The 26,165-nt window shown below is 44.5% G+C and carries 33 protein-coding genes, 1 pseudogene and 1 riboswitch; of the genes and pseudogenes, 14 read left to right on the top strand and 20 right to left on the bottom strand.

Annotated elements, in window-relative coordinates; all coding sequences use genetic code 11:
* Positions 1-21 precede the first annotated feature (21 nt).
* Together HC660_RS06505 and HC660_RS06500 are read left to right on the top strand one after the other, a co-directional pair.
* Positions 22-537, top strand: a complete 516-nt coding sequence (locus HC660_RS06505) for a YjcG family protein (protein WP_010333788.1) — start codon at positions 22-24, stop codon at positions 535-537.
* Positions 538-542: 5 nt separating this feature from the next.
* Positions 543-965 (top strand): GNAT family N-acetyltransferase, encoded by a 423-nt coding sequence (locus HC660_RS06500; RefSeq protein ID WP_168747443.1) that lies wholly within the window; start codon positions 543-545, stop codon positions 963-965.
* A 72-nt stretch (positions 966-1,037) separates the two neighbouring features.
* On the opposite strand, the gene HC660_RS06495 is transcribed toward HC660_RS06500, so the two are convergent.
* Positions 1,038-1,292, bottom strand: a complete 255-nt coding sequence (locus tag HC660_RS06495) for a hypothetical protein (RefSeq protein WP_010333786.1) — start codon at positions 1,290-1,292, stop codon at positions 1,038-1,040.
* A gap of 119 nt (positions 1,293-1,411) precedes the next feature.
* On the opposite strand from HC660_RS06495, the gene HC660_RS06490 reads away from it, so the two are divergent.
* Positions 1,412-3,691 (top strand): ATP-dependent helicase, encoded by a 2,280-nt coding sequence (locus tag HC660_RS06490; protein ID WP_168747442.1) that lies wholly within the window; start codon positions 1,412-1,414, stop codon positions 3,689-3,691.
* A 65-nt stretch (positions 3,692-3,756) separates the two neighbouring features.
* Here the strand turns inward: HC660_RS06490 and spoVIF are convergent, their stop codons facing one another.
* The 4 genes from spoVIF to HC660_RS06470 all read right to left on the bottom strand — a co-directional run bounded on the left by spoVIF (position 3,757) and on the right by HC660_RS06470 (position 5,244).
* Entirely contained in the window at positions 3,757-4,011 is a 255-nt protein-coding gene (spoVIF, locus tag HC660_RS06485; RefSeq protein WP_010333784.1) for a sporulation-specific transcription regulator SpoVIF, read from the bottom strand.
* 163 nt (positions 4,012-4,174) lie between these two features.
* Positions 4,175-4,315, bottom strand: a complete 141-nt coding sequence (locus HC660_RS06480) for a YjcZ family sporulation protein (RefSeq protein ID WP_168747441.1) — start codon at positions 4,313-4,315, stop codon at positions 4,175-4,177.
* 81 nt (positions 4,316-4,396) lie between these two features.
* Positions 4,397-4,603, bottom strand: a complete 207-nt coding sequence (locus HC660_RS06475) for a protein YjzK (RefSeq protein WP_168747440.1) — start codon at positions 4,601-4,603, stop codon at positions 4,397-4,399.
* 284 nt (positions 4,604-4,887) lie between these two features.
* Positions 4,888-5,244, bottom strand: a complete 357-nt coding sequence (locus tag HC660_RS06470; protein ID WP_010333781.1) for a DUF1360 domain-containing protein — start codon at positions 5,242-5,244, stop codon at positions 4,888-4,890.
* Positions 5,245-5,399: 155 nt separating this feature from the next.
* Between HC660_RS06470 and cotV the strand changes: the two genes are divergently transcribed.
* The 5 genes from cotV to cotZ all read left to right on the top strand — a co-directional run bounded on the left by cotV (position 5,400) and on the right by cotZ (position 7,969).
* Positions 5,400-5,786 (top strand): spore coat protein CotV, encoded by a 387-nt coding sequence (gene cotV, locus HC660_RS06465; protein ID WP_168747439.1) that lies wholly within the window; start codon positions 5,400-5,402, stop codon positions 5,784-5,786.
* Between the two features lie 40 nt (positions 5,787-5,826).
* The gene (locus HC660_RS06460; protein ID WP_168747438.1) at positions 5,827-6,156 is read left to right on the top strand and encodes a spore coat protein; all 330 of its coding nucleotides are present in this window, start codon (positions 5,827-5,829) and stop codon (positions 6,154-6,156) included.
* An 88-nt stretch (positions 6,157-6,244) separates the two neighbouring features.
* The gene (gene cotX / locus HC660_RS06455) at positions 6,245-6,754 is read left to right on the top strand and encodes a spore coat protein CotX (protein WP_168747437.1); all 510 of its coding nucleotides are present in this window, start codon (positions 6,245-6,247) and stop codon (positions 6,752-6,754) included.
* A 149-nt stretch (positions 6,755-6,903) separates the two neighbouring features.
* On the top strand, positions 6,904-7,392 hold the full coding sequence (gene cotY / locus HC660_RS06450) for a spore coat protein CotY (protein WP_010333777.1): 489 nt from the start codon (positions 6,904-6,906) through the stop codon (positions 7,390-7,392).
* A 127-nt stretch (positions 7,393-7,519) separates the two neighbouring features.
* Positions 7,520-7,969 (top strand): spore coat protein CotZ, encoded by a 450-nt coding sequence (gene cotZ / locus HC660_RS06445; protein ID WP_168747436.1) that lies wholly within the window; start codon positions 7,520-7,522, stop codon positions 7,967-7,969.
* A gap of 87 nt (positions 7,970-8,056) precedes the next feature.
* Here the strand turns inward: cotZ and cotO are convergent, their stop codons facing one another.
* The 10 genes from cotO to HC660_RS06395 all read right to left on the bottom strand — a co-directional run bounded on the left by cotO (position 8,057) and on the right by HC660_RS06395 (position 17,095).
* On the bottom strand, positions 8,057-8,782 hold the full coding sequence (cotO, locus tag HC660_RS06440; protein ID WP_168747435.1) for a spore coat protein CotO: 726 nt from the start codon (positions 8,780-8,782) through the stop codon (positions 8,057-8,059).
* Between the two features lie 100 nt (positions 8,783-8,882).
* Positions 8,883-9,659, bottom strand: coding sequence for an enoyl-ACP reductase FabI (fabI, locus tag HC660_RS06435; RefSeq protein WP_168747434.1), 777 nt, complete (start codon positions 9,657-9,659; stop codon positions 8,883-8,885).
* A gap of 136 nt (positions 9,660-9,795) precedes the next feature.
* Positions 9,796-10,611: a bifunctional hydroxymethylpyrimidine kinase/phosphomethylpyrimidine kinase gene (gene thiD / locus HC660_RS06430; RefSeq protein ID WP_168747433.1), complete on the bottom strand. Its 816-nt coding sequence runs from the start codon at positions 10,609-10,611 to the stop codon at positions 9,796-9,798.
* Between the two features lie 18 nt (positions 10,612-10,629).
* Positions 10,630-11,640 carry a thiazole biosynthesis adenylyltransferase ThiF gene (thiF, locus tag HC660_RS06425; protein WP_168747432.1) on the bottom strand — a complete coding sequence of 337 codons (1,011 nt, stop codon included), beginning with the start codon at positions 11,638-11,640 and terminating at the stop codon, positions 10,630-10,632.
* Positions 11,637-12,407 carry a thiazole synthase gene (thiG, locus tag HC660_RS06420; protein WP_081720775.1) on the bottom strand — a complete coding sequence of 257 codons (771 nt, stop codon included), beginning with the start codon at positions 12,405-12,407 and terminating at the stop codon, positions 11,637-11,639. The genes thiF and thiG overlap by 4 nt, the downstream gene beginning before the upstream one ends.
* Entirely contained in the window at positions 12,404-12,604 is a 201-nt protein-coding gene (gene thiS, locus HC660_RS06415; protein ID WP_081720798.1) for a sulfur carrier protein ThiS, read from the bottom strand. Before thiS ends, thiG begins: the two co-directional genes overlap by 4 nt.
* Positions 12,604-13,713, bottom strand: a complete 1,110-nt coding sequence (gene thiO / locus HC660_RS06410; protein WP_168747431.1) for a glycine oxidase ThiO — start codon at positions 13,711-13,713, stop codon at positions 12,604-12,606. Before thiO ends, thiS begins: the two co-directional genes overlap by 1 nt.
* Complete coding sequence (gene tenI, locus HC660_RS06405; RefSeq protein ID WP_168747430.1) at positions 13,697-14,314, bottom strand: thiazole tautomerase TenI; 618 nt, start codon at positions 14,312-14,314, stop codon at positions 13,697-13,699. Before tenI ends, thiO begins: the two co-directional genes overlap by 17 nt.
* Positions 14,292-14,999 (bottom strand): thiaminase II, encoded by a 708-nt coding sequence (tenA, locus tag HC660_RS06400; protein WP_168747429.1) that lies wholly within the window; start codon positions 14,997-14,999, stop codon positions 14,292-14,294. The genes tenI and tenA overlap by 23 nt, the downstream gene beginning before the upstream one ends.
* Before the next feature lie 80 nt (positions 15,000-15,079).
* Positions 15,080-15,188, bottom strand: a riboswitch (TPP riboswitch).
* Positions 15,189-15,250: 62 nt separating this feature from the next.
* The gene (locus HC660_RS06395) at positions 15,251-17,095 is read right to left on the bottom strand and encodes a monovalent cation:proton antiporter family protein (RefSeq protein WP_168747428.1); all 1,845 of its coding nucleotides are present in this window, start codon (positions 17,093-17,095) and stop codon (positions 15,251-15,253) included.
* Between the two features lie 183 nt (positions 17,096-17,278).
* Here HC660_RS06395 and prpE point away from each other — a divergent pair, with 183 nt between their 5' ends.
* Positions 17,279-18,016 carry a bis(5'-nucleosyl)-tetraphosphatase PrpE gene (gene prpE, locus HC660_RS06390; RefSeq protein ID WP_168747427.1) on the top strand — a complete coding sequence of 246 codons (738 nt, stop codon included), beginning with the start codon at positions 17,279-17,281 and terminating at the stop codon, positions 18,014-18,016.
* Positions 18,017-18,033: 17 nt separating this feature from the next.
* On the opposite strand, the pseudogene HC660_RS06385 reads toward prpE, so the two are convergent.
* The 4 genes and pseudogenes from HC660_RS06385 to HC660_RS06370 all read right to left on the bottom strand — a co-directional run bounded on the left by HC660_RS06385 (position 18,034) and on the right by HC660_RS06370 (position 20,801).
* A pseudogene (locus HC660_RS06385) lies at positions 18,034-18,886 on the bottom strand (RluA family pseudouridine synthase).
* Positions 18,887-18,948: 62 nt separating this feature from the next.
* Positions 18,949-19,749 (bottom strand): NAD kinase, encoded by an 801-nt coding sequence (locus HC660_RS06380; protein ID WP_010333761.1) that lies wholly within the window; start codon positions 19,747-19,749, stop codon positions 18,949-18,951.
* A 19-nt stretch (positions 19,750-19,768) separates the two neighbouring features.
* On the bottom strand, positions 19,769-20,404 hold the full coding sequence (yjbM, locus tag HC660_RS06375) for a GTP diphosphokinase (protein ID WP_024120930.1): 636 nt from the start codon (positions 20,402-20,404) through the stop codon (positions 19,769-19,771).
* A gap of 28 nt (positions 20,405-20,432) precedes the next feature.
* Positions 20,433-20,801 (bottom strand): UPF0738 family protein, encoded by a 369-nt coding sequence (locus tag HC660_RS06370; RefSeq protein WP_168747425.1) that lies wholly within the window; start codon positions 20,799-20,801, stop codon positions 20,433-20,435.
* 123 nt (positions 20,802-20,924) lie between these two features.
* On the opposite strand from HC660_RS06370, the gene HC660_RS06365 reads away from it, so the two are divergent.
* The 5 genes from HC660_RS06365 to HC660_RS06345 all read left to right on the top strand — a co-directional run bounded on the left by HC660_RS06365 (position 20,925) and on the right by HC660_RS06345 (position 24,284).
* Positions 20,925-21,497 (top strand): CYTH domain-containing protein, encoded by a 573-nt coding sequence (locus HC660_RS06365; protein ID WP_168747424.1) that lies wholly within the window; start codon positions 20,925-20,927, stop codon positions 21,495-21,497.
* A 14-nt stretch (positions 21,498-21,511) separates the two neighbouring features.
* On the top strand, positions 21,512-22,243 hold the full coding sequence (locus HC660_RS06360; RefSeq protein ID WP_168747423.1) for a bifunctional muramidase/murein lytic transglycosylase: 732 nt from the start codon (positions 21,512-21,514) through the stop codon (positions 22,241-22,243).
* Positions 22,244-22,509: 266 nt separating this feature from the next.
* Positions 22,510-22,908, top strand: coding sequence for a globin domain-containing protein (locus tag HC660_RS06355; RefSeq protein ID WP_010333756.1), 399 nt, complete (start codon positions 22,510-22,512; stop codon positions 22,906-22,908).
* Positions 22,905-23,804: a protease adaptor protein SpxH gene (gene spxH, locus HC660_RS06350; protein WP_010333755.1), complete on the top strand. Its 900-nt coding sequence runs from the start codon at positions 22,905-22,907 to the stop codon at positions 23,802-23,804. Before HC660_RS06355 ends, spxH begins: the two co-directional genes overlap by 4 nt.
* Positions 23,805-24,116: 312 nt before the next feature.
* Complete coding sequence (locus HC660_RS06345) at positions 24,117-24,284, top strand: hypothetical protein (RefSeq protein WP_010333753.1); 168 nt, start codon at positions 24,117-24,119, stop codon at positions 24,282-24,284.
* 37 nt (positions 24,285-24,321) lie between these two features.
* On the opposite strand, the gene pepF is transcribed toward HC660_RS06345, so the two are convergent.
* A complete protein-coding gene (pepF, locus tag HC660_RS06340; protein WP_010333752.1) occupies positions 24,322-26,151 on the bottom strand; it encodes an oligoendopeptidase F in 1,830 nt (609 codons plus the stop codon).
* Positions 26,152-26,165: the final 14 nt, after the last annotated feature.

The raw sequence follows: 26,165 nt of genomic DNA, 5'->3' as shown, positions 1-26,165 counted from the left end.
TATTTTCAGGAGGGACATACTATGAAATACGGAATCGTTTTATTTCCATCAAAAAAACTGCAAGATCTCGCGAACTCTTACAGAAAGCGCTATGATCCGAGCTATTCCCTGATCCCGCCTCATTTGACGCTGAGATCTTCATTTGAATTTACAGAAGAGGAAGCCGGTGAATTGGTATCACAATTGAGAGAAATCGCTAAAGAATCTCATCCGATTGTTCTCAAAATGACCAAATACAGTTCTTTTGCGCCTGTCAATAATGTCATTTACATTAAAGCAGAGCCGACGGAAGAATTAAAAACACTGAATGAAAAACTTTACACCGGTGTATTAGCCGGTAATCAGGAATACAATTTTGTTCCGCATGTGACGGTCGGCCAAAACCTTTCCGACGATGAGCATTCTGATGTATTAGGGCAGTTAAAAATGCAGGAAGTATCTCATGAAGAAATCGTTGACCGTTTTCATCTCTTGTATCAATTGGAAAACGGTTCATGGACGGTATATGAAACGTTCCTGTTAGGCGGAGGAGAATAAACGATTTGGAAGCTGTTATCGCAAAAAATGAAGAACAAATGAAAGATGCATTTTATGTAAGAAAAGAAGTCTTTGTCAAAGAACAAAACGTACCAGCTGAAGAAGAAATTGATGAGCTTGAAAACGAATCAGAGCATATTGTGGTGTATGACGGAGATCAGCCGGTCGGCGCCGGAAGATGGCGGCTAAAGAACGGATACGGCAAATTAGAGCGAATTTGTGTCTTGAAAAGCCACCGCTCAGCCGGTGTCGGCGGCATCATTATGAAAGCGCTGGAAAAAGCGGCAGCAGACGGCGGTGCTTCAGGTTTTATGTTAAATGCGCAAACACAAGCAGTGCCATTTTACATAAAACATGGCTATCGGGTGCTGTCTGAAGAGGAATTTCTCGATGCCGGCATTCCCCATTTGCAAATGATTAAGGATTAAACACCATCCGGGTCTTCTGAGATCCGGATTTTTTCGCATATAAAAAAACCGCTCTCTCATGTGAACGGTTTTTTATACGTATCGATTAATAGATGTACCTATCCCTTTTTCTCGCAATCTTTTATAAAGAGAGCGCTTACGTTTCGCCTCGTTTACTTTTCTTTCAGCGGCTGTCTGAATCTCCTGCTGTTTTTCAAGTTCCTTGTACATCCGCTGAAACGGGACGTATCTGACCTTCTCTGTTCCGGCATAATCCTGTTTATGGCCTATTGTGCGATTGGCATATTGAGCGTATTGCTGGTTCTGAATCTGACCTGCATATATCATTCGGTACCCACCCTTCTGCTGTCTCTTTTCCCTTAAACTTACTTTTTGAAACACGTTTCTTTTGATATGATAGTCTTTGTCTGTAATGAACACCTTTTTTTGATTGGGAGGACCCCTTTTTGAAATGCGCCCGACTGAATGATCGAACCATACATTTACATACATATTCGAGAGAACATTATCAATTCCTTTTTGAAGAAGGAATAAAAGGCCATTTATTTTGTTCTCATTGCGGAAAACCCGTTTTGTTAAGGCTTAATATCACCGATCCGCCGGAGTTTATCCACCGCCAGCCAGGCCATTTTCCGGCATGTGAGGAGGCCTGCGAAACGAAACCCGCTAAAGAAGAAAAGAAGGAAAACTATCAGGAATCCGGTGTTTTTCGATTACCCAAGGGGAAAGCGATTGCTGCTGACTCGTCTCCGGCTGTCACGGAATGGCAGCGGCCGAGAAGCATTAAACCCGGAACACCATTTGTTCAAAAAACAATAGAACCTGATACGAGCCTTTTTCCGACTGTCGGCTTAAACACAGATCAGCTGAAAGCTGTCACGGAAACGGAAGGCCCATTATTGGTGCTTGCCGGTGCAGGAAGCGGAAAAACACGTGTGCTGACTGCGCGCGCTGCCCACATGATCGAACACCTAGACATACCGCCGGAACATATGCTGCTTGTCACCTTTACAACAAAGGCCGTCGCGGAAATGAAAGATCGCATGGCGAAGCAGTACGGATTACAGCCGTCAAAAGTCAGAAGACTTGTCACCGGAACCTTCCACAGCTTGTCTTATAAAATCCTGTATCACTATGATTCTGCCAAGTGGAATGGCGAGCACCTGTTGAAAATGGAATGGCAAAAGGAACAATATATGAAAAAAGCACTCTATGAGGAAGGCGTAGATGAGAAAGAGTTCCCCGTCGATCAGGCCTTGCAGCAAATCGGTTTCTGGAAAAACTCTTATTTGCCGAATGAACGTATTCCTTTAAAGGATGACTGGGAAAAACAAGTCTACCGCCTGTACGAATATTATGAGCGCCAGAAAAAAGAACACCGCCAATTTGATTTTGATGATATGGCGTCTGCCTGCTATGAACTGTTCATAGAGCGGCCTGATCTTCTGGAGCAATATCAATCTAGGTTTACGTATATTTTAATTGATGAATTTCAGGACATTAATCCGGTCCAATATAAAATCATGCAAATGCTGGCGAGTCCGGAACAAAACCTGTGCTGTGTTGGGGACGACGATCAATCGATCTATGCGTTTCGCGGCAGCAGCCCTTCTTTTATTCTGGAGTTTCAAAAGGATTATCCTGGTGCCAAAACAATCTACTTAACAGCGAACTACCGTTCAACACATCCGATCGTTTCCAGTGCTGATATTGTCGTGAAAAAGAACAAAAACAGGTATGCCAAGATGCTGGAAGCTGCTCGTGACGACGCGCAGGTCCCTGTGCTGTTTTATCCTTATGACGAAGAAGAAGAAGCGACAATGGTGGTTTCCGATATGAAAGAAAAAATTCAAAACGGCGCAAAACCTGAAGACTTTGCGGTTCTCTACCGGACAAACAGCGCCGGCCGCGCCATTTATGAAAGGCTTCATCAATCATCAATTCCGTATACCGCTGATCGCGGCGTCCAGTCCTTTTACAGCAGAAGAATCGTCCGCCAGATACTCGCATACTTGTACGCGAGTCAAAACGAGGATGATACTGAAGCGATTAAACACTTGCTGCCTGCCTTATTTCTAAAGCAGTCTGCTTTAAACACGCTGAAGGCGCTCTCGATTACCGAGGACTGCTCCATGATTAAGGCGCTGGCCAAACTGCCGGATCTGAAGCCGTTCCAGCTGGATAAAATCAAAAAAATCGTACCCTTTTTCGCAAGCATCCGCACCATGAAGCCGGTGGAAGCCATTACCTTTGCTGAAGGAAAAATGGGCTTCTCCGAATACTTAAAAAAACGGGGCAACGAAGGAAATAAGCTGGAAAAAGGCTCTGATGACTTGCGTGACGTCAAGGTTGTCGCCAAAAAATTCAAAACCATCCCTGACTTTCTCGCCCATGTGGATCACATGCGGGCTGCTGAGAAAAACAAAACAGATGAAAACGGTGTACAGCTGATGACCATTCACCGATCAAAGGGCCTTGAATTCAAAACCGTCTATGTATTGGGCACGGTAGACGGCTCTATTCCGCATGATTTCTCATTAGAAACAGCGAGAAAGGGAGACGAAGCTCCGCTTGAGGAAGAAAGACGTCTTCTGTATGTTGCAATGACACGGGCCAAACAGCATTTATATTTGTCTTGTCCCGCAAACAGGCGCGGCAAAACAGCCCACCGTTCAAGGTTTTTGTATCCTCTTTTGCAGCAAACGAGACAGCTCTTGCCCAAATAAACAGCCCGGCAGCGATACTGCCGGGTTTTTCACTGTAAAAAAGGCCCGTTGCCCAGGCCATCCGCTTATTTATTATCCAACATTTTAGAAATTGTTCCAAAATCAAGCTTTTCTTTTCCGCTTGTAATGGACTGGACAATCTTATCTTCCATTTCTTTCGGCACGCGTCTGTTTGCCAGCTGCGCCACGCGCTTAATGACGCTGCGGACTGTGTTTTCATCTTTAAAATTGGCGTTTTGAAGTGAGCCTGCAAGATTCATGACATCCTGCATGTTCACGCCCGTTTTCTTTTCAATGTTCTTAAAAAATTGATTATCCATAATACGCCTCCTTTTGGCGGAGTAATACAGTATTATATGACCGCTTTACGTATAATGTGATGATTTGCAAGCAGAAATAAGTTACTGATTTAAAAAGCAGCAAAGAATACATAAAGTAGGAAGAAGCACGGAAATCATCCGTACTTCCTCCTTCATTCATTTCTTAGTAGTTAAAAAAAGATGCACCTACGATGATGAGAAGAATGAACAGTACGACCACAAGAACGAATGTTGAACCGTAACCGCCTGAATATCCTCCAGCATAACCGCCGCCGCAGCAGCCGCCTCCGTAACCAAATCCCATAACTAAGCACCTCCTTTACTCTCTATACACTATGCGAGTCATCATGATCGGCTTGGATATCCGCATAGGGCGCTTGCGGATTTATATTGGATCATGCTGAGCCTGCCGTTTTTTCAGTAAGGCTTCCGTCTTTTCAGCCAATTCTTCAATTTCTTGTTCAAACGACAGGCCGGCTTCGTCAAATAAAGCCAACTCCTTTTCAATCTGTTTGATCATCTTGTCATGCTTGTTTTGCTTTTGTTCGTGCGGTTCATACCTGCCCTCTATGAATTTTTCAAACTCATTCATGAGATCCCCCCTCTCATGACATATGCTGAGCGAACCATCATTGTTAAAAAAACAAAAAACCGGACATCTCCGGTCTCTTGTCAGGGTCAGGCTATTGAGGTTTTTTCTTTTTACTGCCGCACCCGCAGCCTTTCTTTTTGATCTTTTTTGTTTGATACGATGAATCTGTATATGGAGTTTTTTGGGAAGGTTTGTTAATTTGATTCACTTTGATCCCTTCCTTTCCTTATGTCATATATGCTACTTTATGCGGAGACTGACGGAAAGTTGCTGGTGGGAATGCCTCATTCCTGCAGCCATTTTGATACAAGGGTTTCAATTATACCGGCCAGCCCGGCGATCGCCAGCAGCAAAACCAGCCACTGGGCCGCCTCTGGAATGAATGCCTGGCACAAAATTAAAAAGCCCGCGCACCACACGCCTGTGCACCAATAGCAGCTCAGCAATTCACCGATAAACGCCCTCACACCTGTTCCCTTTATGACAATGTACGTTTCGATGTTCCCGTCCGCATCCTTTTCCTCCTTCTCTTCATGAAAAAGGCTGCGAAGCGGCGCCATAATCGTATCAAACACGAAAAGACGCGCGAGCCGGAAGACCGCAAGCGAAAGAAGGAAAAGAGACAGCCAATTGATAACCACTTGTTCACTCCTTTCATCATCCCCTTCACATATATGCAGAAACCCTAGCTTTCATGAATTTGTATCTTGTCCTGTTGAAAATTGGTTATTTTTCTTATTCCGCTCTGCACCTCTTCTGCATTATATACAGTATGGATAAGAAAGGAGTGAAGGTTATGTCATTTGAAGAAGAAGTTGAATCCCTGCATCCTGAAATATTTGAGCAATTATCAAGCGAATTCGAACAGCAGATCGAAGTCATTGATTGCGAAAATATCACAATAGATACGTCACATATAACAGCTGCCCTTTCTATACAAGCCTTGGCTACAACATTGATTATCCTGACGATACAGCTCGTCATCGCCGACGAGGACTTGTCTGACACAGTAGCAAGCGAAATACTCATTCTCGATAACTCCCAAATCAAAAAAAGAACCATCATTAAAATTATCAACAGCCGAAATATCAAAATCACTTTATCTGCCGACGAAATAATAACCTTTGTACAAATTTTGCTTCAGGTGCTAAATAGTATTCTCCTTGAGCTTGACGTCCTTTAACCCTTTCTTTTCACAAACTTAAAAGTCGAGGTGAAAACAAATGTCAGATAACGATAAAATCAAAGAAGAGCTTGAAAAGCTTCCGGAAGTTGATCCTATGTCGAAAATGCTGGTTCAAAATATCTTTCTGAAACACGGCGTCACCAAAGACAAAATGAAAAAACTTTCAGATGAAGAAAAGGAAATGCTATTGAATATGGTAAAAGACTTGCAAGCTAAATCAGCGGAAATAGTTGAAAAACAAAAGAAGAAAAAAGAAGAAGCCACTGTGCAAGAGCAAAAGAACGAAAAACCGCTAAGCCGGAGAGAACAATTAATTGAACAGCTCAGACAAAGACGTCAAAACAATAACAATTCAAACCAATCATAAAAAATAGGGTTCTTCATCAGGATATATGCCTCAGTCAAAATTTGAGGCTCGCTCATCTAATAACAGTAAAAGAAAAGGAGGAATAGATATGGAAAGCAGACCATATTCTTGGGTTGCACTTGATCCTGACTGTGACCATCCGTTAGACGAAAAAGATAAAAAAGAAGAAAGAAAATGCAATTGCGATATTTGCTGTAATGGCAATGGGGCTTTTGGCGACGACAACGCCTTCATTGACCAAAATCTCGCACAGGCAAATCTCAACAAACAAGTTTCCGATGAAACAATTATTATTAGAGACTCTTGTGACATCAACATTTCATCTACAGACATTCAAGCCGTAACATCAGTTGTAACAGCGCTTAATGCAGCTGTTCTAACAGTAGCTCTCACATCCATTGCAGACGGAGTAATTGCAGAATTAGTCGCACAAGATTTATTGCAGCTGACAGCTAACAAACAAGTAAACCGCCAAAAACTTCTCATCGAATGCTCCCGCGGTGTAAATGTCACAACAGTAGATGCTGATGTAGCAACATTAATCTCCACAGCTACTAACACACTTGTGGCAGCCCTAGTCATCATACTCATCCTGTAAATCTAAAAGCAGAGCTAAAAACGCTCTGCTTTTTCTTATTTTCCCGCATATGATGAATATATAGACGTTCACCCACACCAAGTGAGGCACGAGTACATATGTTGTTAAGGACTAAAGTCAAATACCCTATAAAGAAGGAGCTGAAATCAATGAGCTGCGGAAAAACCCATGGCCGACATGAGAACTGTGTATGCGATGCAGTGGAAAAGATTTTAGCAGAGCAGGAGGCAGTTGAAGAACAGTGTCCGACTGGCTGCTATACCAACCTTTTAAACCCTACGATTGCTGGAAAAGACACAATTCCGTTTCTCGTTTTTGATAAAAAAGGCGGGTTGTTCTCCACATTCGGAAACGTGGGGGGATTTGTGGATGATATGCAATGCTTTGAATCCATTTTCTTCCGCGTCGAGAAATTATGCGATTGCTGCGCTACACTGTCTATTTTACGCCCGGTCGATGTTAAAGGCGAAACCTTAAGTGTTTGCCATCCTTGCGACCCGGATTTCTTCGGGCTTGAAAAAACAGATTTCTGCATAGAAGTGGATCTCGGATGCTTCTGTGCGATTCAATGCCTGTCACCAGAGTTAGTTGACAGAACATCCCCTAACAGAGATAAAAAGCATCATCACAATGGATAAACACTTGTAAAGAGGAATCCCCTTCCAAACTCTATTACAGGTGCAAATCATTCAGCTGCTTCGAAAGTGAGGCAGCTGACTCTCCATCATTTCGCCAGTCTCAAAATTACAAGGCAGGAGGGATAATATGAGCCAGAAAACATCAAGCTGCGTGCGTGAAGCGGTAGAACAAATTGAAGATCTGCAAAACGCGGTTGAAGAGGATTGCCCGACCGGCTGCCATTCCAAGCTTTTGTCAGTAAACCATTCATTAGGCGATACAGTGCCTTTTGCAATATTTACATCAAAATCAAAGCCTTTAGTCGCCTTCGGAAATGTCGGCGAGCTGGATAACGGACCTTGCTTTAATACAGTATTTTTTAGAGTGGAAAAAGTTCATGGCAGCTGCGCAACGCTATCCTTATTAATCGCTTTTGACGAACACAAACACATTTTGGACTTCACCGATAAAGACACGATTTGTGAAGTGTTCCGACTTGAAAAAACGAACTACTGTATTGAAGTGGATTTAGACTGCTTCTGCGCGATCAATTGCTTAAATCCTCGTTTAATCAATCGCACACATCATCATTCATGATAAGACGGAAAAGCTTGCAAGATTTGCAGGCTTTTCTCTATGTAAAAAAGCTGCCGGAACGATCTGCCGGGCAGCTTTTTGCTTTCATTAAAAACCTAACGGGTGCAGAGATGTTATCTCATCGATCGCCAGCTCAGTCGGAGCACCATTTCCGGTCGTCCGAAGCAGGACGGAATCATTTCTTCTTCCGACAATCACGCCTCTGTACGTTTTTCCATTGGCTTCAATCAGACAAAGCGCTCTCGGCATGTTATGCGGCAGTTTTGTTAAAAAATCGATTTTTTCATGGATGGACATCTTGCTCATCGGTTTTTTCACTTTTCTGGCCGGCGGTGCCTTTTCTTCAGCTTTAGCTGCATTATGCACGGCCTCCGGTTCCTTTTCAGGCTTACGGGCTTCAGGTGCAGGCTCTTCCTTTTTTTCCGCTTCCCGAGACTGCTGTTTGGGGATTTCTTCAATTGCCTGCGGCTCTTCTAACGGTACCTGCTGCTTTTTCTGGTTCTCCGGCTCTCTTACCTCTTGTTTTTGCTGACGCACTGGTTCCTCTGCCTGTTTTTTCTCTGTTTGCTGAGCATCTTTTGCCTGAATGTCTTCCCGCTTTTTTTCCTCTGTTTCCACAGCATCTTTTACCTGAATGTCTTCCCGCTCTTTTTCATGGTAAACCGGCTGTTCCTCTGCTTTTGGCGGAGCCGGTTTAGCCTTTCTTTTAATGACGATCTCCTGCATGGACGAGCGTGTTTCCACATAGTCCGGCTGAACAATATACATGAGCGGTTTTTTATCCGCGTTTCTTTTCTTATTAGACATCTTCATCCCTCCGATTCTGTCATATTCTATCTATATGACAGAATGCTGAAAATCAGAAGAAATAAAAAAGCAATCCCTGTTTGGGACTGCTTGAAGGTGAAACTGCTTAGCGGGCAGTGATATGGAAACCTGAATCAACATGAAGATTTTCACCTGTAATGCCTCGGGACATATCGCTAAATAAAAATGCAGCTGTATCTCCCACCTCTTCAGGTGTGGTCGTGCGGCGAAGCGGTGCACGCTCTTCGATGTCTTTTAAGATTGAGTTGAAGTCACTGATGCCTTTAGCAGATAATGTTCTGATCGGACCAGCAGAAATGCTGTTAACGCGGATATTTTCTTTTCCTAAGTCAGCAGCTAAGTACTTCACACTTGCATCAAGAGAAGCTTTCGCTACACCCATCACATTGTAGTTCGGCATAACGAGCTCTCCGCCAAGGTAAGTCAGCGTTACGATGCTTCCGCCTTCAGTCATCATCGGACGCGCCGCTTTTGTGACAGCGGTCAGTGAGTATGAGCTGATGTTGTGAGCTAGAAGGAAGCCCTCACGGTTTGTGTTTAAATATTCGCCGACAAGCTCTTCTTTGTTGGCAAACGCGATACAATGTGCGATACCGTGGATCACACCGACCTGCTCCTTAATGCTTGCGAAACAAGTTTCGATTTCCTTGTCGTTTGTTACGTCGCAAGGAAGGATAATGGAATCGTTTCGCTCTAAAGTTCCAGCGAGTTCATGAACAGATTTCTCCAGGCGTTCACCTGCATATGTGAAAATCAATCGTGCACCCGCTTCATGTAAAGAGCGCGCAATTCCCCAAGCGATACTGCGTTTGTTGGCTACTCCCATAACAACAATGTTGCGGCCTTCAAGTGAAAAATTCATATGTATAAAGCCTCCTATATTTGTTAAAGACATAGTATTAGTACCTGATCTTAATACCTATCATATCATAACCTTGTCCAGATGAAAAGCGCATACCAAAGTCAAACATGAAAGAGACCACCATAAGCAGGTGGTCTCATCGGTTTATTTTTATGCTGTTTCGTTTAAAAGCGAAATGATTTGTCGGCCCGTGGCCCGATCCGATGCCGAGCGTATTTTCTACGGCTTCGCGGACAAAGTTGGCAGCAACCTCGAATGCCTGATGGATGCTGTCTCCTTTAGCGGTTTGGGCTGTTAAAGCCGCAGCAAAGGTGCAGCCAGTGCCATGCGTATGCTTCGTATCGATATAAGGATGGCTGATTTGCATAAACATGTTTCCATCAAAAAGAAGGTCAGTAATGTGATTGTCCTCAGGCTGGTGCCCGCCTTTGATAATCACATGCTGCGCACCCATCTTCACTAGCTGTTCCGCAGCTTTCTTCCGGTCATCAAGCGAACGGATCACCATACCCGTCAGCGCTTCTGCTTCCGGCACATTCGGCGTGATCGCATAGCTTCGTGGGATCAGCAGCTCCTTCAGCGTAGCGATTGATTCATCGCGCAGCAAGGACGCCCCGCCCTTCGCGATCATAACCGGATCAACGATCACCCGGGTTAATTCGTATTGATCAATTTTCCTTGCCACTTCTTCAATCATTTCTGCATTCCAAAGCATTCCTGTTTTTACGGCGTCCGGTCTCAAATCCTCCGCCACAGCATCAATTTGCTCTCTCAGTGCCTCTGCAGTCAGCGGATACACGCCGTGAACGCCAAGTGTATTCTGTGCAGTTACCGCCGTGATGGCAGACATTCCGAATACACCAAGCTCCTGAAAGGTTTTAATATCTGCCTGTATCCCCGCGCCTCCGCCTGAGTCAGAGCCGGCGATCGTCAAGGCTTTATATATACTCATTACACTACACTCCTTTTATTACCCGATCCATTTATGATAGATGGATTTTGCCCTGGCAATATCATTTGTTCCATGGATCAATGCTCTGCCGTCCCGAAACAGCACCATTTTCATGTCATCCGAGCGGCAGGAAATTAAATACGGATTCGCTGCTACTTCCAGCCCCGCCTGCCTCAGCTGCCCCGCCATCACGTCAAGATCTGCTTCTTTTGTGAAAGAGGATCTGATTTGCACCGTGTTTCTGCCGCACAATACTGCTGCTTTCGTTTGGTTTTCGTATGATAAAAACGGAAAATCCTTTGTGCCGCAGCTTGGACACGAGTCATCTTTAAGTCCCGCTGCTCTTACTTCTGACCGCTCATGTTTCCACAGGTCAAAGGAGCGCAACACGGGCTCGCATTCCTCTCCCGTTAGCAGTTTCAGAGCGTCTGTCACCTGAAGGACAGCAACCTGCAGAACAGCCGGGCTGATAATGCCGGCTGTGTCGCATGTCGCACCGCCAATCGGAAGGGTATCGAGTAAACAATGAAGGCAGGGGGTTACCCCCGGCAATACAGTAAACGTAAGGCCGTAGCTACCCACACAAGCGCCGTAAAGAAACGGAATGCCTTCTTTCACTGCAGCATCGTTAACAATAAGCCGGGTTTCAAAATTATCGGCGGCATCTACAATGATTGATGCTCCGCGAATCAGTTCGGATACGTTTTCTGCTGTGACATCCATGACAAGTCCGGTCACATCCACATCACTGTTAATGGAACGAAGGCGCTGCTCAGCTGCCGCTGCTTTCGGCATTTCCTTTCTGACATCATTTTCTGTGTAAAGCTGCTGGCGCTGAAGATTGCTCCATTCGACGTAATCTCTATCGGCGATTTTCACCGATCCGACTCCCGCTCTCACCAGCATCTCTGCGCTGGCCGTTCCCAGTGCGCCGGCGCCGATGATCACAACGCGCGCCTCTCTCAGTTTCTTCTGGCCTTCGGGGCCGATTGGAGCAAACAGCTCCTGTCTGGAGTACCTGTCCGTCATACAGGAAGACCTTCTCCCGGACTGCTTGCCGTTCCATATGACTTGACTGGAATGCGGCCTGCTTCATAAGATAGGCGCCCTGCTTCTACTGCGAGCTTCATGGCGCGCGCCATTTTCACCGGATCGTTCGCACCTGATACGGCCGTATTCAGCAGTACGCCGTCCGCTCCCAGCTCCATTGCATATGCCGCATCTTTTGGCGATCCGATTCCGGCATCCACGATGACCGGCACTTTGGCCTGTTCAATGATAAATGACAGATTCAGAGGATTTAAAATCCCCTGTCCCGATCCAATCGGAGAAGCCCCCGGCATAATAGCATGAACACCAAGCTCTTCAAGCTTTCTCGCCAGCACCACATCATCCGAGGTGTACGGCAGCACAATAAATCCCTCTTCAAGAAGCTGTTCAGACGCTTTTAACGTTTCCACAGGATCGGGCAGCAATGAACGGCTGCACCCGATGACTTCGACTTTAATCATGTCACAAAGCCCGGATGCTTTCGCGAGCCGTGCAATTCGAACTGCTTCTTCCGCCGTACTGGCGCCAGCTGTATTTGGCAGAAGCGTATATTTGGATAAATCAAGCTGTTCCAGAAAATTAGGCTGAGACGCTTCAAAGATATTCATTCTCCGTACAGCAAATGTTAAAATATCAGACTCTGAAACAGCCACCGCTTCCTTTTGAATATCAAACGATGGATATTTTCCCGTGCCCAACAGCAGCCTTGATTGAAATTGTTTCCCGCCAATTGTTAACATTCTCATCCGCCTCCTACAAAATGGACAATTTCGATGACATCACGATCACACAGCTCTACCTCGTGATATTGTTCTTTGCCGATAATTTCTTTATTTCTTTCAACGACAACGATTTTATGTTCAAGCTGATAAGACGCAAGCAGATCCTGAATCGTACCTGTGTCTCTATCCCATTCAACTTGTTTACCGTTCAGCTGAAGCATCATATCTGAACCGCCTCCTTGCGATCAATTCGAAAGGCGTGCAGCCAGTCCGCCTTGACCTCTTTATTCATAATGAGATCACCAATTAAAGCACCCGTTGCAGGAGCAAGCAGAATCCCGTTTCTGAAATGGCCCGCCGCAAATAAAATGCGGCTGTCCTGAGGGTGCTTGCCAATGTATGGCTTTCCGTCCTTTGTCCCCGGACGCAGTCCCGCCCAAAAACGATCAACCTTCATATTCTGAATCGCCGGCAGCATCGTTTTCGCTTTTTCCATAACCGACTGAAGTCCGCCAAGATCAGCCTTCTCGCTCCAGTCACCAGGCTTCATCGTCGCGCCGACAACCAGTCTGCCGCTTTTTCTCGGTACGATATAGCAATGATCATGATAAAGTGTTTTTGTCAGCGGAATGTCATCATTCCAAACAGACAGGCACTCTCCTTTTACAGGAAAAAATGACTGATTCAGCCCGAGCTGCTTAAAAAACATCCCGCTCCAGACCCCGCTGGCAACCACGACATAATCCGCATGCATGTCACCGGACGCTGTTTTGACCAAAATGGATTCACCGCCACGTGTCACATCGAAAACAGGAGCATGCTCAAAAATATCCGCACCAAGCGCTTTAGCCGATTTAGCATATGCCTTGCATACAAAATAAGGCTCAACATGAACATCATCCTGAATAAAGCTCGCCCCGTAAATCTCACTGGCCGTATACGGCTCTTTTTCCAGCACTTCTTCTTTTGTATGCCAGCTGACAGAATCCAAATCGTCCATCCGTCTGAGGCGTGACACGTCTTCTTCGGAGAATGCAAGCTTAAACATACCGCCATCATGCCTTCTAATATCGATACCGGATAATGCAAATAGCTCCTCTCCAAGACCTCGGTACATACGCTGACTGTGCATGGCGAAATCAAAAAACGCATCCCGTTCCTCGCACTCGGCATGGGCGCCAAGCATCCCTGCCGCGGCGCTTGTTGTTCTGCCGCCTATTGTTCCGCTTTCAAGCAATGCGGTGTTTTTCTTTTCTTTTGCCAACTGATAAGCGATCGCGGAACCAATAATTCCGCCTCCAATGACAACTGCATCATAATGCCTTTTCATACTGAATCTCCTTTAGCTTGCGGGAATATCGTCTGGCAGCTTCCAAAGGATCATCGGAAGAAAAAATTCCGGACATGACAGCAATACCGTCTGAACCTGCTTGCTTCATTTCTCTTAATTTGGCAGGTGTCATCCCTCCAATTGAAATAACCGGAATCGAGATCCTCTGTTTGATTTCTGAAAGCAAAGACACGCCTCTGCCCTTAAGGCCTTGTTTGCAATCCGTTTCAAACACATGGCCGAACAAAACATAATCAGCATCATCCTTTTCTGCCTGAAGCGCTTCCTCCAGTGAATGCACTGATCGCCCAATGTGCAGGTGAGGAAATCTGGCTCTTACTTGTTTCGGCGAAAAGCTGCAGCTCGGCAGCTGAACACGATGAATATTTGAAAAAAGTGCAATATCAACCCGGCCATTCATCACCAGCTTTTGCTTATCAACACCGCCTTCAGAAATAAGCTCCAGCAGTTTCAAAATGTCAGCCGCCGATTTAGACCGTTCGCGAATATGGATGTAATCAACCTCATCCTGAATGGCTATAATGGATCTCACTAGATCTTCAACCGGCTTGCGGTCATCAGTTATGGCGTGCAGCTCCAAGTCCTTCCACCTCTTTTACGCTGCTGTCTGACCAGCCTTCTTTTCGATAAGCCATTCCCCAGAACTGATATTCATAATAGCTGGAAATAACAAAATTCTCTTTCATCTTGGCACGCACTTCCTCGGTGCTGTTTTCCGCCAACTCATCCAAACGGTTAATTTGTTCTTCCACCTGCTGTCTGAACCAGTCACCACCGTAGGTACCAATCCACTTCTGATAGATCGGATGCCCCGGATCACATGTCAGCAATTTCTCACCAACCTCATAATAAAGCCAATAGCACGGGAGAAGAGCTGCCAAGATTTCTGCAAAATTCCCGCTCAAGACCGAACGGTACATATGAGATGTATAAGAGTAAGCGGTAGGAGATGGCTTAAATGCCTTCTGTTCTTCCTCACTAATTTCCAAAAGATCTGTAAACTCGCGATGAAGCGCCATTTCCGCTTCATATGTACCTTGAGCATGGCTGGCCATGCGTCCCGTTGTGTAAAGGTCCTTCGCATAAGCGGCGCCGAACGATTGCACCTTCGCAAAATGCGTTAAATAATAAGAATCCTGAAGCACGTAGTATTTAAAACGGTCAATCGGAAGAGTTCCGTCACCGATCCCCTGAACAAATGGATGGACAAAGCTGCCTTCCCACCATTCTGCGGCTGCACTGCGGCATTCTTCTGAAAACTTCACACGTCATTCCCCCTGTCTGATAATAAAAAAACCACTTTCCCGCAAGGAAAAGTGGTTTGGAATTGGCATAGTTATATAACACAAATACCGCTCCACTTCCCTACGCAGGTCTGAACCTGTTCAAGTTATGAGGGTCTAAAAGTCACACTTTTATCTCAGCCCTTATAAAGGACACCCCTAGTGGTTTTACGAATACATATTGAATTGTTCTGCACCTCTATATTAACACGAATCCTTATTTGGTCAAGATATTATCCTTCCAATGTTTTCTTAAGATCCGTTACGTACCCGCGTGATCCGGTGACAATTAAGCGGTCTCCGATTTTCAGCCTTGTATCGCCGTGAGGAACGATGCTGTCCACACCTCTGAAAATCCTGACAAAAATCACATCGCCTGTTAAAGGGAATTCACGGAGAATCACGCCGTCGTATTTGCTGTTCTCCATATTAATTTGATACAGCGAAGATTCCTGGTTTGTGAGCAGTTTCATGACGCCAGGCGCTTCTATCAGCGCGCGAAGCAGTGTTTTGGTCGACAGCAAGATGGAAAAGATGCCGATGCCCTGCTCCTTCAATTTCGCTTCGTTCTTCGGTGATCCGGTGCTGGCGATGACTCTTTCTGTCCCCTTTTCTTTGGCGTATAATGCGATGTCCGTATTCATGTCTTCATCCCCTGTCGCCACTACAAGGATATCTGTATCAAATATACCGAGTGATTCAAGGGTTTGATGCTCATAATCAGGAAGCGTTTCAACGGAAAATACTGAGTCTGACAGCTTTTCCTCAGCGTTTTCTTGATAAACGTGCACGACACGCACTTCATACTCACTCTCAGGCAATTCAAGTGTAACAGGCAGTGTCATTTGATTAGCGCCGATAAATGTGATCTTCTTTTTCTCCTCCGGCTGCTCCTGTTTTTTGTACAGCTTTTTAAATCCGACCGGCGTAAAAATGCTTGCAATAACCGCCACCAGCGTAAGCGCTCCTGACATATTCGCACTGATGACATGAAGCTGCTGGCCGATTGTCGCAGCGGCAATCACAAGAGAAAGCGTTGATGTCAGCAGGAAACCAGACGCCAATATTGTGCGGTTATCATACCATTTCTTCAAGTACAGGATAGGAAGAATCTTGCTTACTAACAGTGCCATAAGCAGCAGCGGAATCATCACTAAAATTTTCGGGTCCTGAAAAAGTGTCCAAATATCCAATTTTACGCCGACCATCACAAAGAAAATCGGTATTAAGAACCCATAGCCGAAGGAATCGAGCTGCTGAACCAATTCCTTGTTCGGCGAGAGCAGGGAAACAAGCACGCCCGCTAAGAAAGCGCCGAGTATATTTTCTGCCCCCAGTGATTCAGACAGAGCCACCAGTACGATAATTAAAGTGAAAATAGCACGGGTGCCAATCTGGATCGTCCCTTTAGACATGGACTGAACAAAAGAACGGTGTTTAAAGATCCGGCCGAAGAAGTAGAGCACTACTCCCGCTGCAAACAAGATCATTAAGAGCCACATGTTTCCGCTGTCCTCCCCGTACAAAGAAGAAAATACAGCAAGAAGAATCATAGTGACCAAGTCAGCAATCACGGCAACAAGCAGGATAATCTGCCCGATGTTTGAATCCATGATCCGTTCTTCCTTTAAGGTTGGAACGACAACACCTAACGATATTGTAGAAATAATAAGCGTCATTAAGAAAGCATTTTGGATAAATCCGGCCACGACGAACCCATAAGACAGCAGCAATGATAAAATAAAAATACCGATAAAAATAATGGATGCTGTTGCAAATGTATTGGGTGCTTCCTTGCCGTTTTGCAGAAACTGCTTTTTCTTTCCCTTCTCAAAGGATGAAAAATCAATTTCAAGACCGCTTAAAAACATTAAAAAGATAAATCCGAGCATAGAGAGCGTCTGAAGCCAAGTATCACCCTCCACAACTAAATTAAGACCGCTTTTTCCTATAATCAATCCCATAATAATTTCAGCAACAACAACAGGGATGCTGAGTTTAAACCGATGCAAAAGGATGGGAGTCAAAAATGCAACGATAAGTACGACAACTAATGATGCGACAGATGTATGCGCCATAATCTGAACCTCCTTTTAAAAAAACATAACGCGATTTTAACAAGGGTGATGATGAAAAATAAAGTAATAAGGTCTCATTTTTTTTTAGAAAATGATTCTTCTATAATTTGCACATAAAAGCCGGTGATGACTCACAGCAATTTGCTTCATAATAAATAAAATCATGAGTAAGGAGGATGCTGCATGGCCTACTACGATATCATCAGCGATATTCATGGCTGCTACGATGAAATGACAGCCCTAATAGAAAAACTTGGATACACAATAAAAAATGGATTGCCTGTACATGATGAAGGCAGGGTGCTTGTTTTTGCCGGGGATTTGACAGACCGGGGCCCCAAATCAATTGAAGTCATCCGCTTTGTAGCCGGAGCTTATGAACAAGGAGCAGTGCGCTATGTCCCGGGAAATCATTGCAACAAGCTGTACCGCTACTTAAAAGGAAATCCAGTTAAAGTGATGCACGGTCTTGAAACAACCGCAGCAGAGCTTAAAGCACTTTCTGAAGAAGAAAGAAGAAAAGTCAGCGAACAATTTATGAGGCTTTATGAAACTGCGCCGCTTTATGACATCTTACATAATGGAGAATTGGTTGTCGCCCATGCTGGCATAAAGGCTGACGATATCGGCAAAAACACGAGGAGAGTAAAGGACTTTGTGCTTTACGGCGATGTGACGGGTGAAACGTATCCGGACGGCAGACCCGTCAGGCGGGATTGGGCCGCTGCTTATAACGGGACAGCCTGGGTTGTATACGGACACACACCTGTTAAAGAGCCCCGCATAAAAAATCGCACCATTAACATTGATACAGGCTGTGTGTTTGGAAATGAACTGACGGCCTTCCGTTTTCCCGAACTGGAGACCGTCTCCGTTCCAAGCTCTATGCCTTATGACGAGACTAGATTTCGCCCCATATAAAAAAGGAGAGAATCGTTTTAATGATTCTCTCCTTTACATAATTCCTAACATATCGTGCGGCAGAGCCGCATGAAACGTCATTTTTTCCTGCGTCAGCGGGTGGATAAACGACAGCTGCTCACTGTGCAGTGCCTGCCTGTCCATCTTCTGTCTCGTTCCGCCGTACAACGTATCGCCGCACAGCGGGTGGCCGAGATAGCTCATATGGACGCGAATTTGATGGGTCCGCCCTGTCTCAAGCTGCAATGCCACCGTGGTTAAGTCATCCGTAAGACGTGTGACACGAAAGTGAGTAATAGCCTTCTGACCGCCCGGTGTCACTATCCGTTCAATGATACTGTCAGGATGTCTGCCAATCGGGGCGTCTACCTTTCCCTCTGTCTCTGCCATACGTCCATGCACAATCGCAACATATCTGCGTTTCACAAGGCCGTTTTTTTGCGCCGACGATAAAATGGAGTGGGCAAAGCGGTGTTTGGCAACAAGCATGACACCTGACGTATCCCGGTCTAGCCGGGTGACAAGATGAACCGTGGCCCGCACTCCGTTTTTTTGGTAGTGATGGATGATGCCATTCGCGATGCTTCCCGCCGGGTGCTCTCGCGACGGAATAGATGACACATACGGCTGTTTGTTTATCACAAGCACGTGTTCATCCTCATACATAATATCGAGCGGAACAGGCTCGGCCAAAAGCGTCTCGCTCACCTGTTCCTCAGGAAACTTTACAATAAGAAAGTCCCCCTCTTTCAATACGTATTTAACAGTCACATGTTCACCGTTAATGAGAAGATCTCCTCCGCCAAATTTGATGTCGGTCAGCAGACGCTTCGAAATTCCCAGATCGACCGTATATTCCTTTAAGGTCATTCCGTCTTCAGCGGTAGTGATCTTCTTTTCAAGAATAAATTGCTTCACGATACGTCCTCTTTCTACTCACCTTTTCCGATAAATGAATCCTGGACTCTTTTCCAAAACGGAAACGGACGGAATCTTGCAAATCTTACATTTTCGGATGCCACCTGACAGCGGATGGACTTTACATCCTTATGAAGCAGGGTTAAATGGTCAATTGTCACTTGAAAGTCAACTTCGTTTCTCGGTTTAATCATGCAATCATGATGGGAAGGGAGAAGGAGCGGTGATCCGACCGTCCGGAATACGCGGTTATTGATAGATGCCATTTCCGCCAGCTGAATCGCTCTGATGGATGGGTGGATAATTGCTCCGCCCAGCGCTTTATTGTAGGCTGTGCTCCCAGAAGGCGTGGACAGGCAAAGGCCGTCGCCACGAAACGTTTCAAAAAGCTGCCCTTTGATTTCCACATCCGCCACAAGGCTTCCTTCTATACTTTTAATCGTACATTCATTTAACGCCAAATATCTTTCTTCCCGCTCATTTTCATGATAGGTTACTATTACTTCAAGGAGCGGATATTCCACAGTGTGATACGGTGTTTTCGCAATTGCGAGCACGAGTTTTTCAATTTCATGAGGAACCCAGTCCGCATAAAACCCAAGATGACCCGTGTGAACGCCGACAAAAGCTGTTTTATCTAATCTGTCGCTGTATCTGTGAAAAGCGTATAAAAGCGTCCCGTCGCCCCCGACTGAAATGACGATTTCCGGTTCATTTTCATCCAGTTCCATGTCAAAATCCAATAAATACGCCTGTATTTTGCTTTTCAGCGTATCAGAAACATTGTCTCCTTTTGACGATACGGCAAATTTCATGCTTTTTCTTCCCCTTTACCTATTGATGCTCGCTTCCTTTTTTCTTTCTAGAAAAGGCAGCTTGAGCTTCCTGTATTTCACCCTTGATCTCCGACATCTCTTCATCAAGCCGTGAAGCAGCTTCAGAAGCGCGCTGAAGCCTCAGTTTTACTTTTTCAGGAATGTTTCCGCTGTATTTATAATTTAATGAATGCTCAATGGTCGCCCAAAAATTCATCGCCAGCGTACGGATCTGTATTTCAACAAGAACATGTTTCTCTCCGGATATCGTCTGCAAAGGATACATCACGACAAGATGATATGACCGATACCCGCTCTCTTTATGTTCTGCAATATAATCTCTCTGATCCACAACGGTGAAATCTTTTCGGGCAAACAGCATTTCCTTTACAAATTGGATGTCATCGACAAATTGGCACATGATCCTAAGGCCTGCGATATCCTGCATGGTTTCAATTTCATGTAATGGTATGCTTTTCCGTCTGGCTTTTTCGAGTATACTCGCCACAGGCTTGACGCGTCCTGTCACAAACTCAATCGGTGAATGGTCATCCTCATATTCATAAAGCGTGCGGATCCCCTTGAGCTTCACTTTTAATTCTTCAACAGCCTGGCGGTACGGCACTAAAAAACGCTCCCATTGCTTGTCATCCATCATACATCCCCCAATTCAGCACCAGTTTCTATAGAAAAACGCGTTTCACTGTTTCTTCCATTTCTTCTCCGTAGTTCGCATTATCTTTAATATTTTCTAAAAGATACTCCAGCTCCTCATGCAGGCCTGACAGCTCAATGCTTTCATTCCCTGCCTCTAAGACGATCGGTTTTCTTTGATCATGAGCCTGCTTTAGTTCAGGCCATATATGTTCCTTTATCATGACATATTCAAAAGAATCAGCTAATTCAAGTATGTATACAAAAGCAATGTTGTCAGAATCAACTAGCATTTGACCTGACGGCTTGCGTTCTGCTTCGTTTCCTTCTGTCTCACAGGTAAGGCGAAGCTCATCATCCGATAGTGTTGCATTTAAAATTTCGATTCTGTTTTGCATAATGCTCTCCTTTATAAACAAAGTACAGATTCATTTTATCATATCAAGCTTGATATTGATAAACCTAACATCTAAAGAGATAATAGTAAAAATGAGATTTACAGAGCTGAAAGGAAGACCATCATGAGCCAAGAAATTGAAATTGAATTTAAAAATCTGCTTACAAAACATGAATTTGAAAACATAGCTGCGGCACTGGATTTGGCAGAAAAAGAATTTACAAATCAAGAGAATCACTATTTTGATACAAACTGCTTCGCACTGAAACAGAAACAGGCGGCGCTTCGAATCCGCAAGAAAAATGACGAATATGTGCTGACATTAAAAGAACCGGCTGAAGTTGGACTTCTGGAAACCCACCAGAAGCTTTCCGGCGTATCCGACTTTACACGTTTCACGATTCCGAAAGGCCCTGTCAAGGACCAGCTGAAGAAGCTTCACATCGATACAGACGCCATTCATTATTTTGGATCTTTAGCAACAAATCGCGCAGAAAAAGAAACAGAAAAAGGTTTAATAGTTTTAGATCACAGCCGATATTTAAATAAAGAGGATTATGAAATCGAATTTGAGGCGGCTGACTGGAATGAAGGCAAGTTGGCCTTTGAAAAGCTGCTTCAGCAATTCAGTATTCCTCTGCGAGAAACCAAAAATAAAATTCAGCGTTTTTATGAAGAAAAACGAAAGTCTATATAAGGTGGAATGACATAGTGAACGTAACGAATTGGGCGGCTCTCCTTCAGCTTCAGGCATTACAGTCTATATCAAATGCACGCAGCACGGGCAGTCAGAGCGCTGAGAGCCCGCTGTCAAACTTCAGCTCCTTGCTCAGCCAATATACAAATGGACTGTCCCAGCAAACACCTGTGTCAACAGCATCTTCAAGCCCTATCAGCCAGCTGAACAGCGCTTACGGGACATCGCCGTCACTGCTTTCAGCTTACGGGCTTAACTCCTATTCAAACGACAATCTCGGCCAATTTACAAAAGCGAGTGAAAGCACTGAAACAGCTGCTGTTGATGCCTCCTCAAACAAACAAGAGGATAAAAACATCAGCTCGGGTGACTTCTCAATCGACAGCGCTATAAAAAAAGCCTCTGACAAATACGGAGTCGATGAAAAACTAATCCGCGCTGTCATCAAACAGGAATCCGGCTTTAATGCAAAAGCCGTCAGCGGTGCAGGCGCAATGGGTTTAATGCAGCTGATGCCGTCAACAGCAACCTCACTTGGCGTTTCCAATCCGCTTAATCCGCAGCAAAACGTTGAGGGCGGAACGAAATATTTAAAACAAATGCTGGATAAATACGATGGCAATGTATCCATGGCGTTAGCAGCTTATAACGCCGGCCCGGGAAACGTTGATCGATACGGAGGCATTCCGCCTTTCAGAGAAACTCAAAACTATGTAAAAAAAATAACAGCAACCTATTACGCGTAACCGGAGCGGCACTTGCCCTCCGGTTTTTTTGCGGAGTGAAATCTTACACATTCATGATTTGTATGTGATATGATATGAAATACAAACCCGGCGCTCAGCCGAACCCTGTCTTCAAGCGCATAAAAAGCGCTTAAAAGGCAGTTTGTTTGTAGAAATGATGCCTTGTTGCTAAAATAATTCATAGATGAATTGAAATAAATACAGAAAATAACTTTTTGCAATAGGAATTATGATTCCTATTAGCCATATTTAAAGGAGTAGTCAACATGGGACAATCGTTTAACGCACCTTATGAAGCGATTGGAGAAGAACTTCTATCGCAACTTGTTGATACTTTTTATGAGCGTGTCGCGTCTCATCCTTTGCTTAAGCCCATATTTCCGAGCGATTTAACAGAAACGGCCAGAAAACAGAAGCAATTTTTGACACAGTATTTAGGCGGGCCTCCCCTTTATACCGAGGAACACGGCCATCCCATGCTCAGGGCAAGGCATCTTCCCTTTCCGATTACAAACGAGAGGGCCGATGCGTGGCTCAGCTGTATGAAAGACGCAATGGACCATGTAGGACTAGAGGGCGACATTCGTGAGTTTTTGTTTGGCCGGCTGGAGTTGACAGCAAGGCATATGGTGAATCAAACAGAAGCGGAGGATCGATCATATTGACAAACTATCAGCATGAGCAATACTTCGCCCATTGCCACGGCCATCCAAAAAAACCGCTGGAAATCTACATGTTTGTTGACCCTTTATGTCCCGAATGCTGGTCCTTAGAACCTGTCATAAAAAAAATGAAAATCAGATACGGACGTTTTTTTACCTTACGCATCATAGCTTCCGCAAGCCTTACAGCGTTAAATAAGAAACGTAAAAAGCATCTTCTGGCAGAAGCCTGGGAAAAGATCGCAAGCCGCTCCGGTATGCCGTGTGACGGCAGTGTATGGTTTGAGCAAGATCAGCCGCTCTCTTCTCCATATATGGCTGCTCTCGCATTTAAGGCAGCAGAACTTCAAGGAAGAAGAGCCGGTATGCAATTTCTTCGGAATATGCAGGAGAGTCTGTTCGTTTCGAAGAAGAACATTACGGATGAAAACGTGCTTTTGGAAATAGCGTCAAAAACAAGCCTGGATCTAGAGGAATTTCAAAAAGACCTCCATTCCCAAAGCGCGGTCAAGGCGCTTCAATGCGACATGAAAATCGCGGCTGAGATGGATGTTACAGCCACTCCGACGCTGACGTTCTTTAATACGCAGCATGACGACGAAGGACTTAAAGTCCCCGGCAGCTATTCATACCATGTGTATGAAGAAATCTTATTTGAGATGCTTGGCGACGAGCCTAAGCCCTCGGAAACACCGCCTCTGGAATGTTTTATTGAATATTTCCGTTTCGTTGCCTCTAAGGAAATCGCTCTTGTATATGATTTGAGTCTTGAAGAGGTAGAAAAGGAAATGAAAAAATTGGCGTTTGCTAAAAAAGTTGCCAAAGTAGAGGCCAAGCACGGAATGTTTTGGCAGTCCCTCACCAGCAGTTCTGATGAATACCAATCATGTGAAAAATAGCCGCAGGCATGTATATGCTTGAGGCTATTTTTTGCACAAAAATCAAACATACGTTCTGTACAAAGCACTAAAGAAACCGCGCCGGGATAAGCGCGGTTTCATATGTCTTAACGACAACAAAGGGGATGGGAGAAATTTTTCACGGTCAAACAAAGGGGTAATGTTTGTTTGTGATCAATTTCACATCCTTATCATATCAAAAGTTGTCGACTGTTGACAACCATTAAGTTTAATGTTCATATTTTTGTCACAAAACATAACTGACAGGTTTCATTCATATGCTTGTAAGGAACAAGGACGAGGAGGATCGCCATGCTGTTTAATGTGATCTCAATTGTATGCATTGTTGTTTTTTTCTGTTTAAATTTATTAGCTATGATGCATATGCTGCCTCTTTACATTACGTCTCCTCTGCTGTTTCTGTCTATTCTGTTTACCTTGTACCGTCTGAATCATCGGAAAACCTTTAAAGGATTTTAAAAAGCCTGTGCATCATATATGCACAGGCCATTTTTTATTAAGACTGCTTTACTTTCAGCAGCAGTTCTTCCATTTCATCAAGCTTTTCCTCAAACATTTTGCACGCAGCTTCAATCGGTTCTGGTGACGTCATATCAACGCCGGCTTTTTTCAGGATGTCGATCGGATATTGTGAGCTGCCCGCTTTCAGGAAGTCAATATAACGGTCAACCGCAGGCTTGCCTTCCTTCAAAATTTGGCTGCTTAACGCCTGTGCAGCACTGTACCCTGTCGCATACTGATACACATAGTAGTTGTAATAGAAATGCGGAATCCGTGACCATTCGAGTCCGATTTCTTTATCAATCACCATGTCGTTTCCGAAATACTTTTTATTCAGATCATAATATACATTGGTCAGAAGCTCAGGTGTCAGCGGCTCCCCTTCTTGCGCTTTTATATGGATAAGATGTTCAAATTCTGCAAACATCGTTTGTCTGAAGACGGTTCCTCTAAAGCCCTCAAGCATGTGGTTGAGAATATATAAACGCTGTTTTTCATCCTCTAAATTGTTCAGCAAATATTCACCAAGCAGTGCTTCGTTTGTCGTAGAAGCAACTTCTGCGACAAAGATGCTGTAATTGCCGTAAGGATATGGCTGGTGTTTTCTCGTATAGTAGCTGTGAACAGAGTGGCCGAACTCATGCACTAGCGTAAAGAGATTATTGACGTTATCATGCCAGTTCATTAAAATATACGGATTTGTGCCGTATGTTCCTGAAGAATAAGCGCCGTTGCGTTTCCCTTTATTCTCATAAACATCAACCCAGCGGTTTTCAAGCCCCTCTTTTAAGATAGAGCGATATTCCTCTCCTAAAGGTGCAAGCCCCTTCAGCATATAATCCTTAGCTTGCTCGTACGTAACCTTCATTCCCGCATCCTTCACAAGCGGTGTATACAGATCATAGATATGCACTTCATCCAGCTCAAGCACTTTCTTTCTCAGTGCAATATAACGATGCAGCAGCGGAAGATGCTTGTTAATCGTTTTGATGAGATTGTCGTATACCTCTTCAGGAATACTGTTGTTAGAAAGCGCAGCTTCACGTGCTGACTTGTATTTTTTCATTCTTGCGTAGAAGTTGTCTTTTTTCACAGTCCCGCTCAAGGTAGTCGCCATTGTATTTTTATATTGGCCGTATGTTTTATATACAGCGTCAAACGCATTTTTGCGGACTTCACGGTTTTCACTTTCTAAGAAATTAATAAAATTGCCGTGAGTGATCTGTTTTTCATTCCCCTCTTCATCTTTAATAGATGGGAATGTAATATCGGCATTATTTAACACGCTGAACGTATTTGACGACGAAGACAGCACCTCAGAAGCTTCAGCCAGCAGCGCTTCTTCCTTCTCGCTCAGCACGTGCGGTCGTTCCTTTGTGATTTCCTCAATGGCATGAGAGTAAAGCTTCAGCTCTTCTTTTTCAAGAATAAACTGCTGCAGTTTGTCTTCTTCTATGGATAAAATTTCCGGAACAAGATAAGCTGTTGCGCTTGCGGCCTGTGTATACAGATTTCCAGCCTTATCATTAAGTCCCTGATAAAAGGAGTTCCCTGTATCTTGGTCTGAGCGCATATGCGCGTATGTGTAAAGTTTGCCCAAACGCTCCATCACCTTATCCTGGTAAGTAAGGGCTTCGTATAAATGATCGGCTGAATCAGCCAGCTTGCCTTTATACTTAGATAAATCCGGTATTAATTCTTTAACAGCTTGAAATTCTTTATTCCAGGCCTCATCACTAGGAAAAATATCCTCAAGTCTCCATGTGTCCTCTACCTTTACCTCACTTCGGTCAGGCAGTTGATTTGCTTTTTTTTCCTCAGCCATGGTGATCCCCCTCG

Origin of the sequence: Bacillus mojavensis, assembly GCF_012648005.1 — a bacterium.
Classification (GTDB): domain Bacteria; phylum Bacillota; class Bacilli; order Bacillales; family Bacillaceae; genus Bacillus; species Bacillus mojavensis.
The sequence above is the reverse complement of the archived record's forward strand: the minus strand, read 5'-3'. Positions and strand labels throughout refer to the sequence as shown.

Coding starts and splice junctions, on each gene's coding strand:
- HC660_RS06475 (WP_168747440.1), bottom strand. CDS start 4,603: ATGAATGAGTTTGAAAAATTCATAGAGGGCAGGTATGAACCGCACGAA.
- prpE (WP_168747427.1), top strand. CDS start 17,279: ATGGCCTACTACGATATCATCAGCGATATTCATGGCTGCTACGATGAA.
- cotZ (WP_168747436.1), top strand. CDS start 7,520: ATGAGCCAGAAAACATCAAGCTGCGTGCGTGAAGCGGTAGAACAAATT.
- HC660_RS06380 (WP_010333761.1), bottom strand. CDS start 19,749: ATGAAATTTGCCGTATCGTCAAAAGGAGACAATGTTTCTGATACGCTG.
- spoVIF (WP_010333784.1), bottom strand. CDS start 4,011: ATGGATAATCAATTTTTTAAGAACATTGAAAAGAAAACGGGCGTGAAC.
- HC660_RS06495 (WP_010333786.1), bottom strand. CDS start 1,292: ATGATATATGCAGGTCAGATTCAGAACCAGCAATACGCTCAATATGCC.
- HC660_RS06480 (WP_168747441.1), bottom strand. CDS start 4,315: ATGGGATTTGGTTACGGAGGCGGCTGCTGCGGCGGCGGTTATGCTGGA.
- HC660_RS06460 (WP_168747438.1), top strand. CDS start 5,827: ATGTCAGATAACGATAAAATCAAAGAAGAGCTTGAAAAGCTTCCGGAA.
- HC660_RS06365 (WP_168747424.1), top strand. CDS start 20,925: ATGAGCCAAGAAATTGAAATTGAATTTAAAAATCTGCTTACAAAACAT.
- thiD (WP_168747433.1), bottom strand. CDS start 10,611: ATGAGTATATATAAAGCCTTGACGATCGCCGGCTCTGACTCAGGCGGA.
- HC660_RS06345 (WP_010333753.1), top strand. CDS start 24,117: ATGCTGTTTAATGTGATCTCAATTGTATGCATTGTTGTTTTTTTCTGT.
- cotV (WP_168747439.1), top strand. CDS start 5,400: ATGTCATTTGAAGAAGAAGTTGAATCCCTGCATCCTGAAATATTTGAG.
- thiG (WP_081720775.1), bottom strand. CDS start 12,407: ATGAGAATGTTAACAATTGGCGGGAAACAATTTCAATCAAGGCTGCTG.
- thiO (WP_168747431.1), bottom strand. CDS start 13,713: ATGAAAAGGCATTATGATGCAGTTGTCATTGGAGGCGGAATTATTGGT.
- cotX (WP_168747437.1), top strand. CDS start 6,245: ATGGAAAGCAGACCATATTCTTGGGTTGCACTTGATCCTGACTGTGAC.
- pepF (WP_010333752.1), bottom strand. CDS start 26,151: ATGGCTGAGGAAAAAAAAGCAAATCAACTGCCTGACCGAAGTGAGGTA.
- fabI (WP_168747434.1), bottom strand. CDS start 9,659: ATGAATTTTTCACTTGAAGGCCGCAACATTGTTGTTATGGGAGTAGCC.
- HC660_RS06505 (WP_010333788.1), top strand. CDS start 22: ATGAAATACGGAATCGTTTTATTTCCATCAAAAAAACTGCAAGATCTC.
- yjbM (WP_024120930.1), bottom strand. CDS start 20,404: ATGGATGACAAGCAATGGGAGCGTTTTTTAGTGCCGTACCGCCAGGCT.
- HC660_RS06355 (WP_010333756.1), top strand. CDS start 22,510: ATGGGACAATCGTTTAACGCACCTTATGAAGCGATTGGAGAAGAACTT.
- cotY (WP_010333777.1), top strand. CDS start 6,904: ATGAGCTGCGGAAAAACCCATGGCCGACATGAGAACTGTGTATGCGAT.
- HC660_RS06370 (WP_168747425.1), bottom strand. CDS start 20,801: ATGCAAAACAGAATCGAAATTTTAAATGCAACACTATCGGATGATGAG.
- thiF (WP_168747432.1), bottom strand. CDS start 11,640: ATGACGGACAGGTACTCCAGACAGGAGCTGTTTGCTCCAATCGGCCCC.
- thiS (WP_081720798.1), bottom strand. CDS start 12,604: ATGCTTCAGCTGAACGGTAAACAAGTTGAATGGGATAGAGACACAGGT.
- HC660_RS06395 (WP_168747428.1), bottom strand. CDS start 17,095: ATGGCGCATACATCTGTCGCATCATTAGTTGTCGTACTTATCGTTGCA.
- cotO (WP_168747435.1), bottom strand. CDS start 8,782: ATGAAGATGTCTAATAAGAAAAGAAACGCGGATAAAAAACCGCTCATG.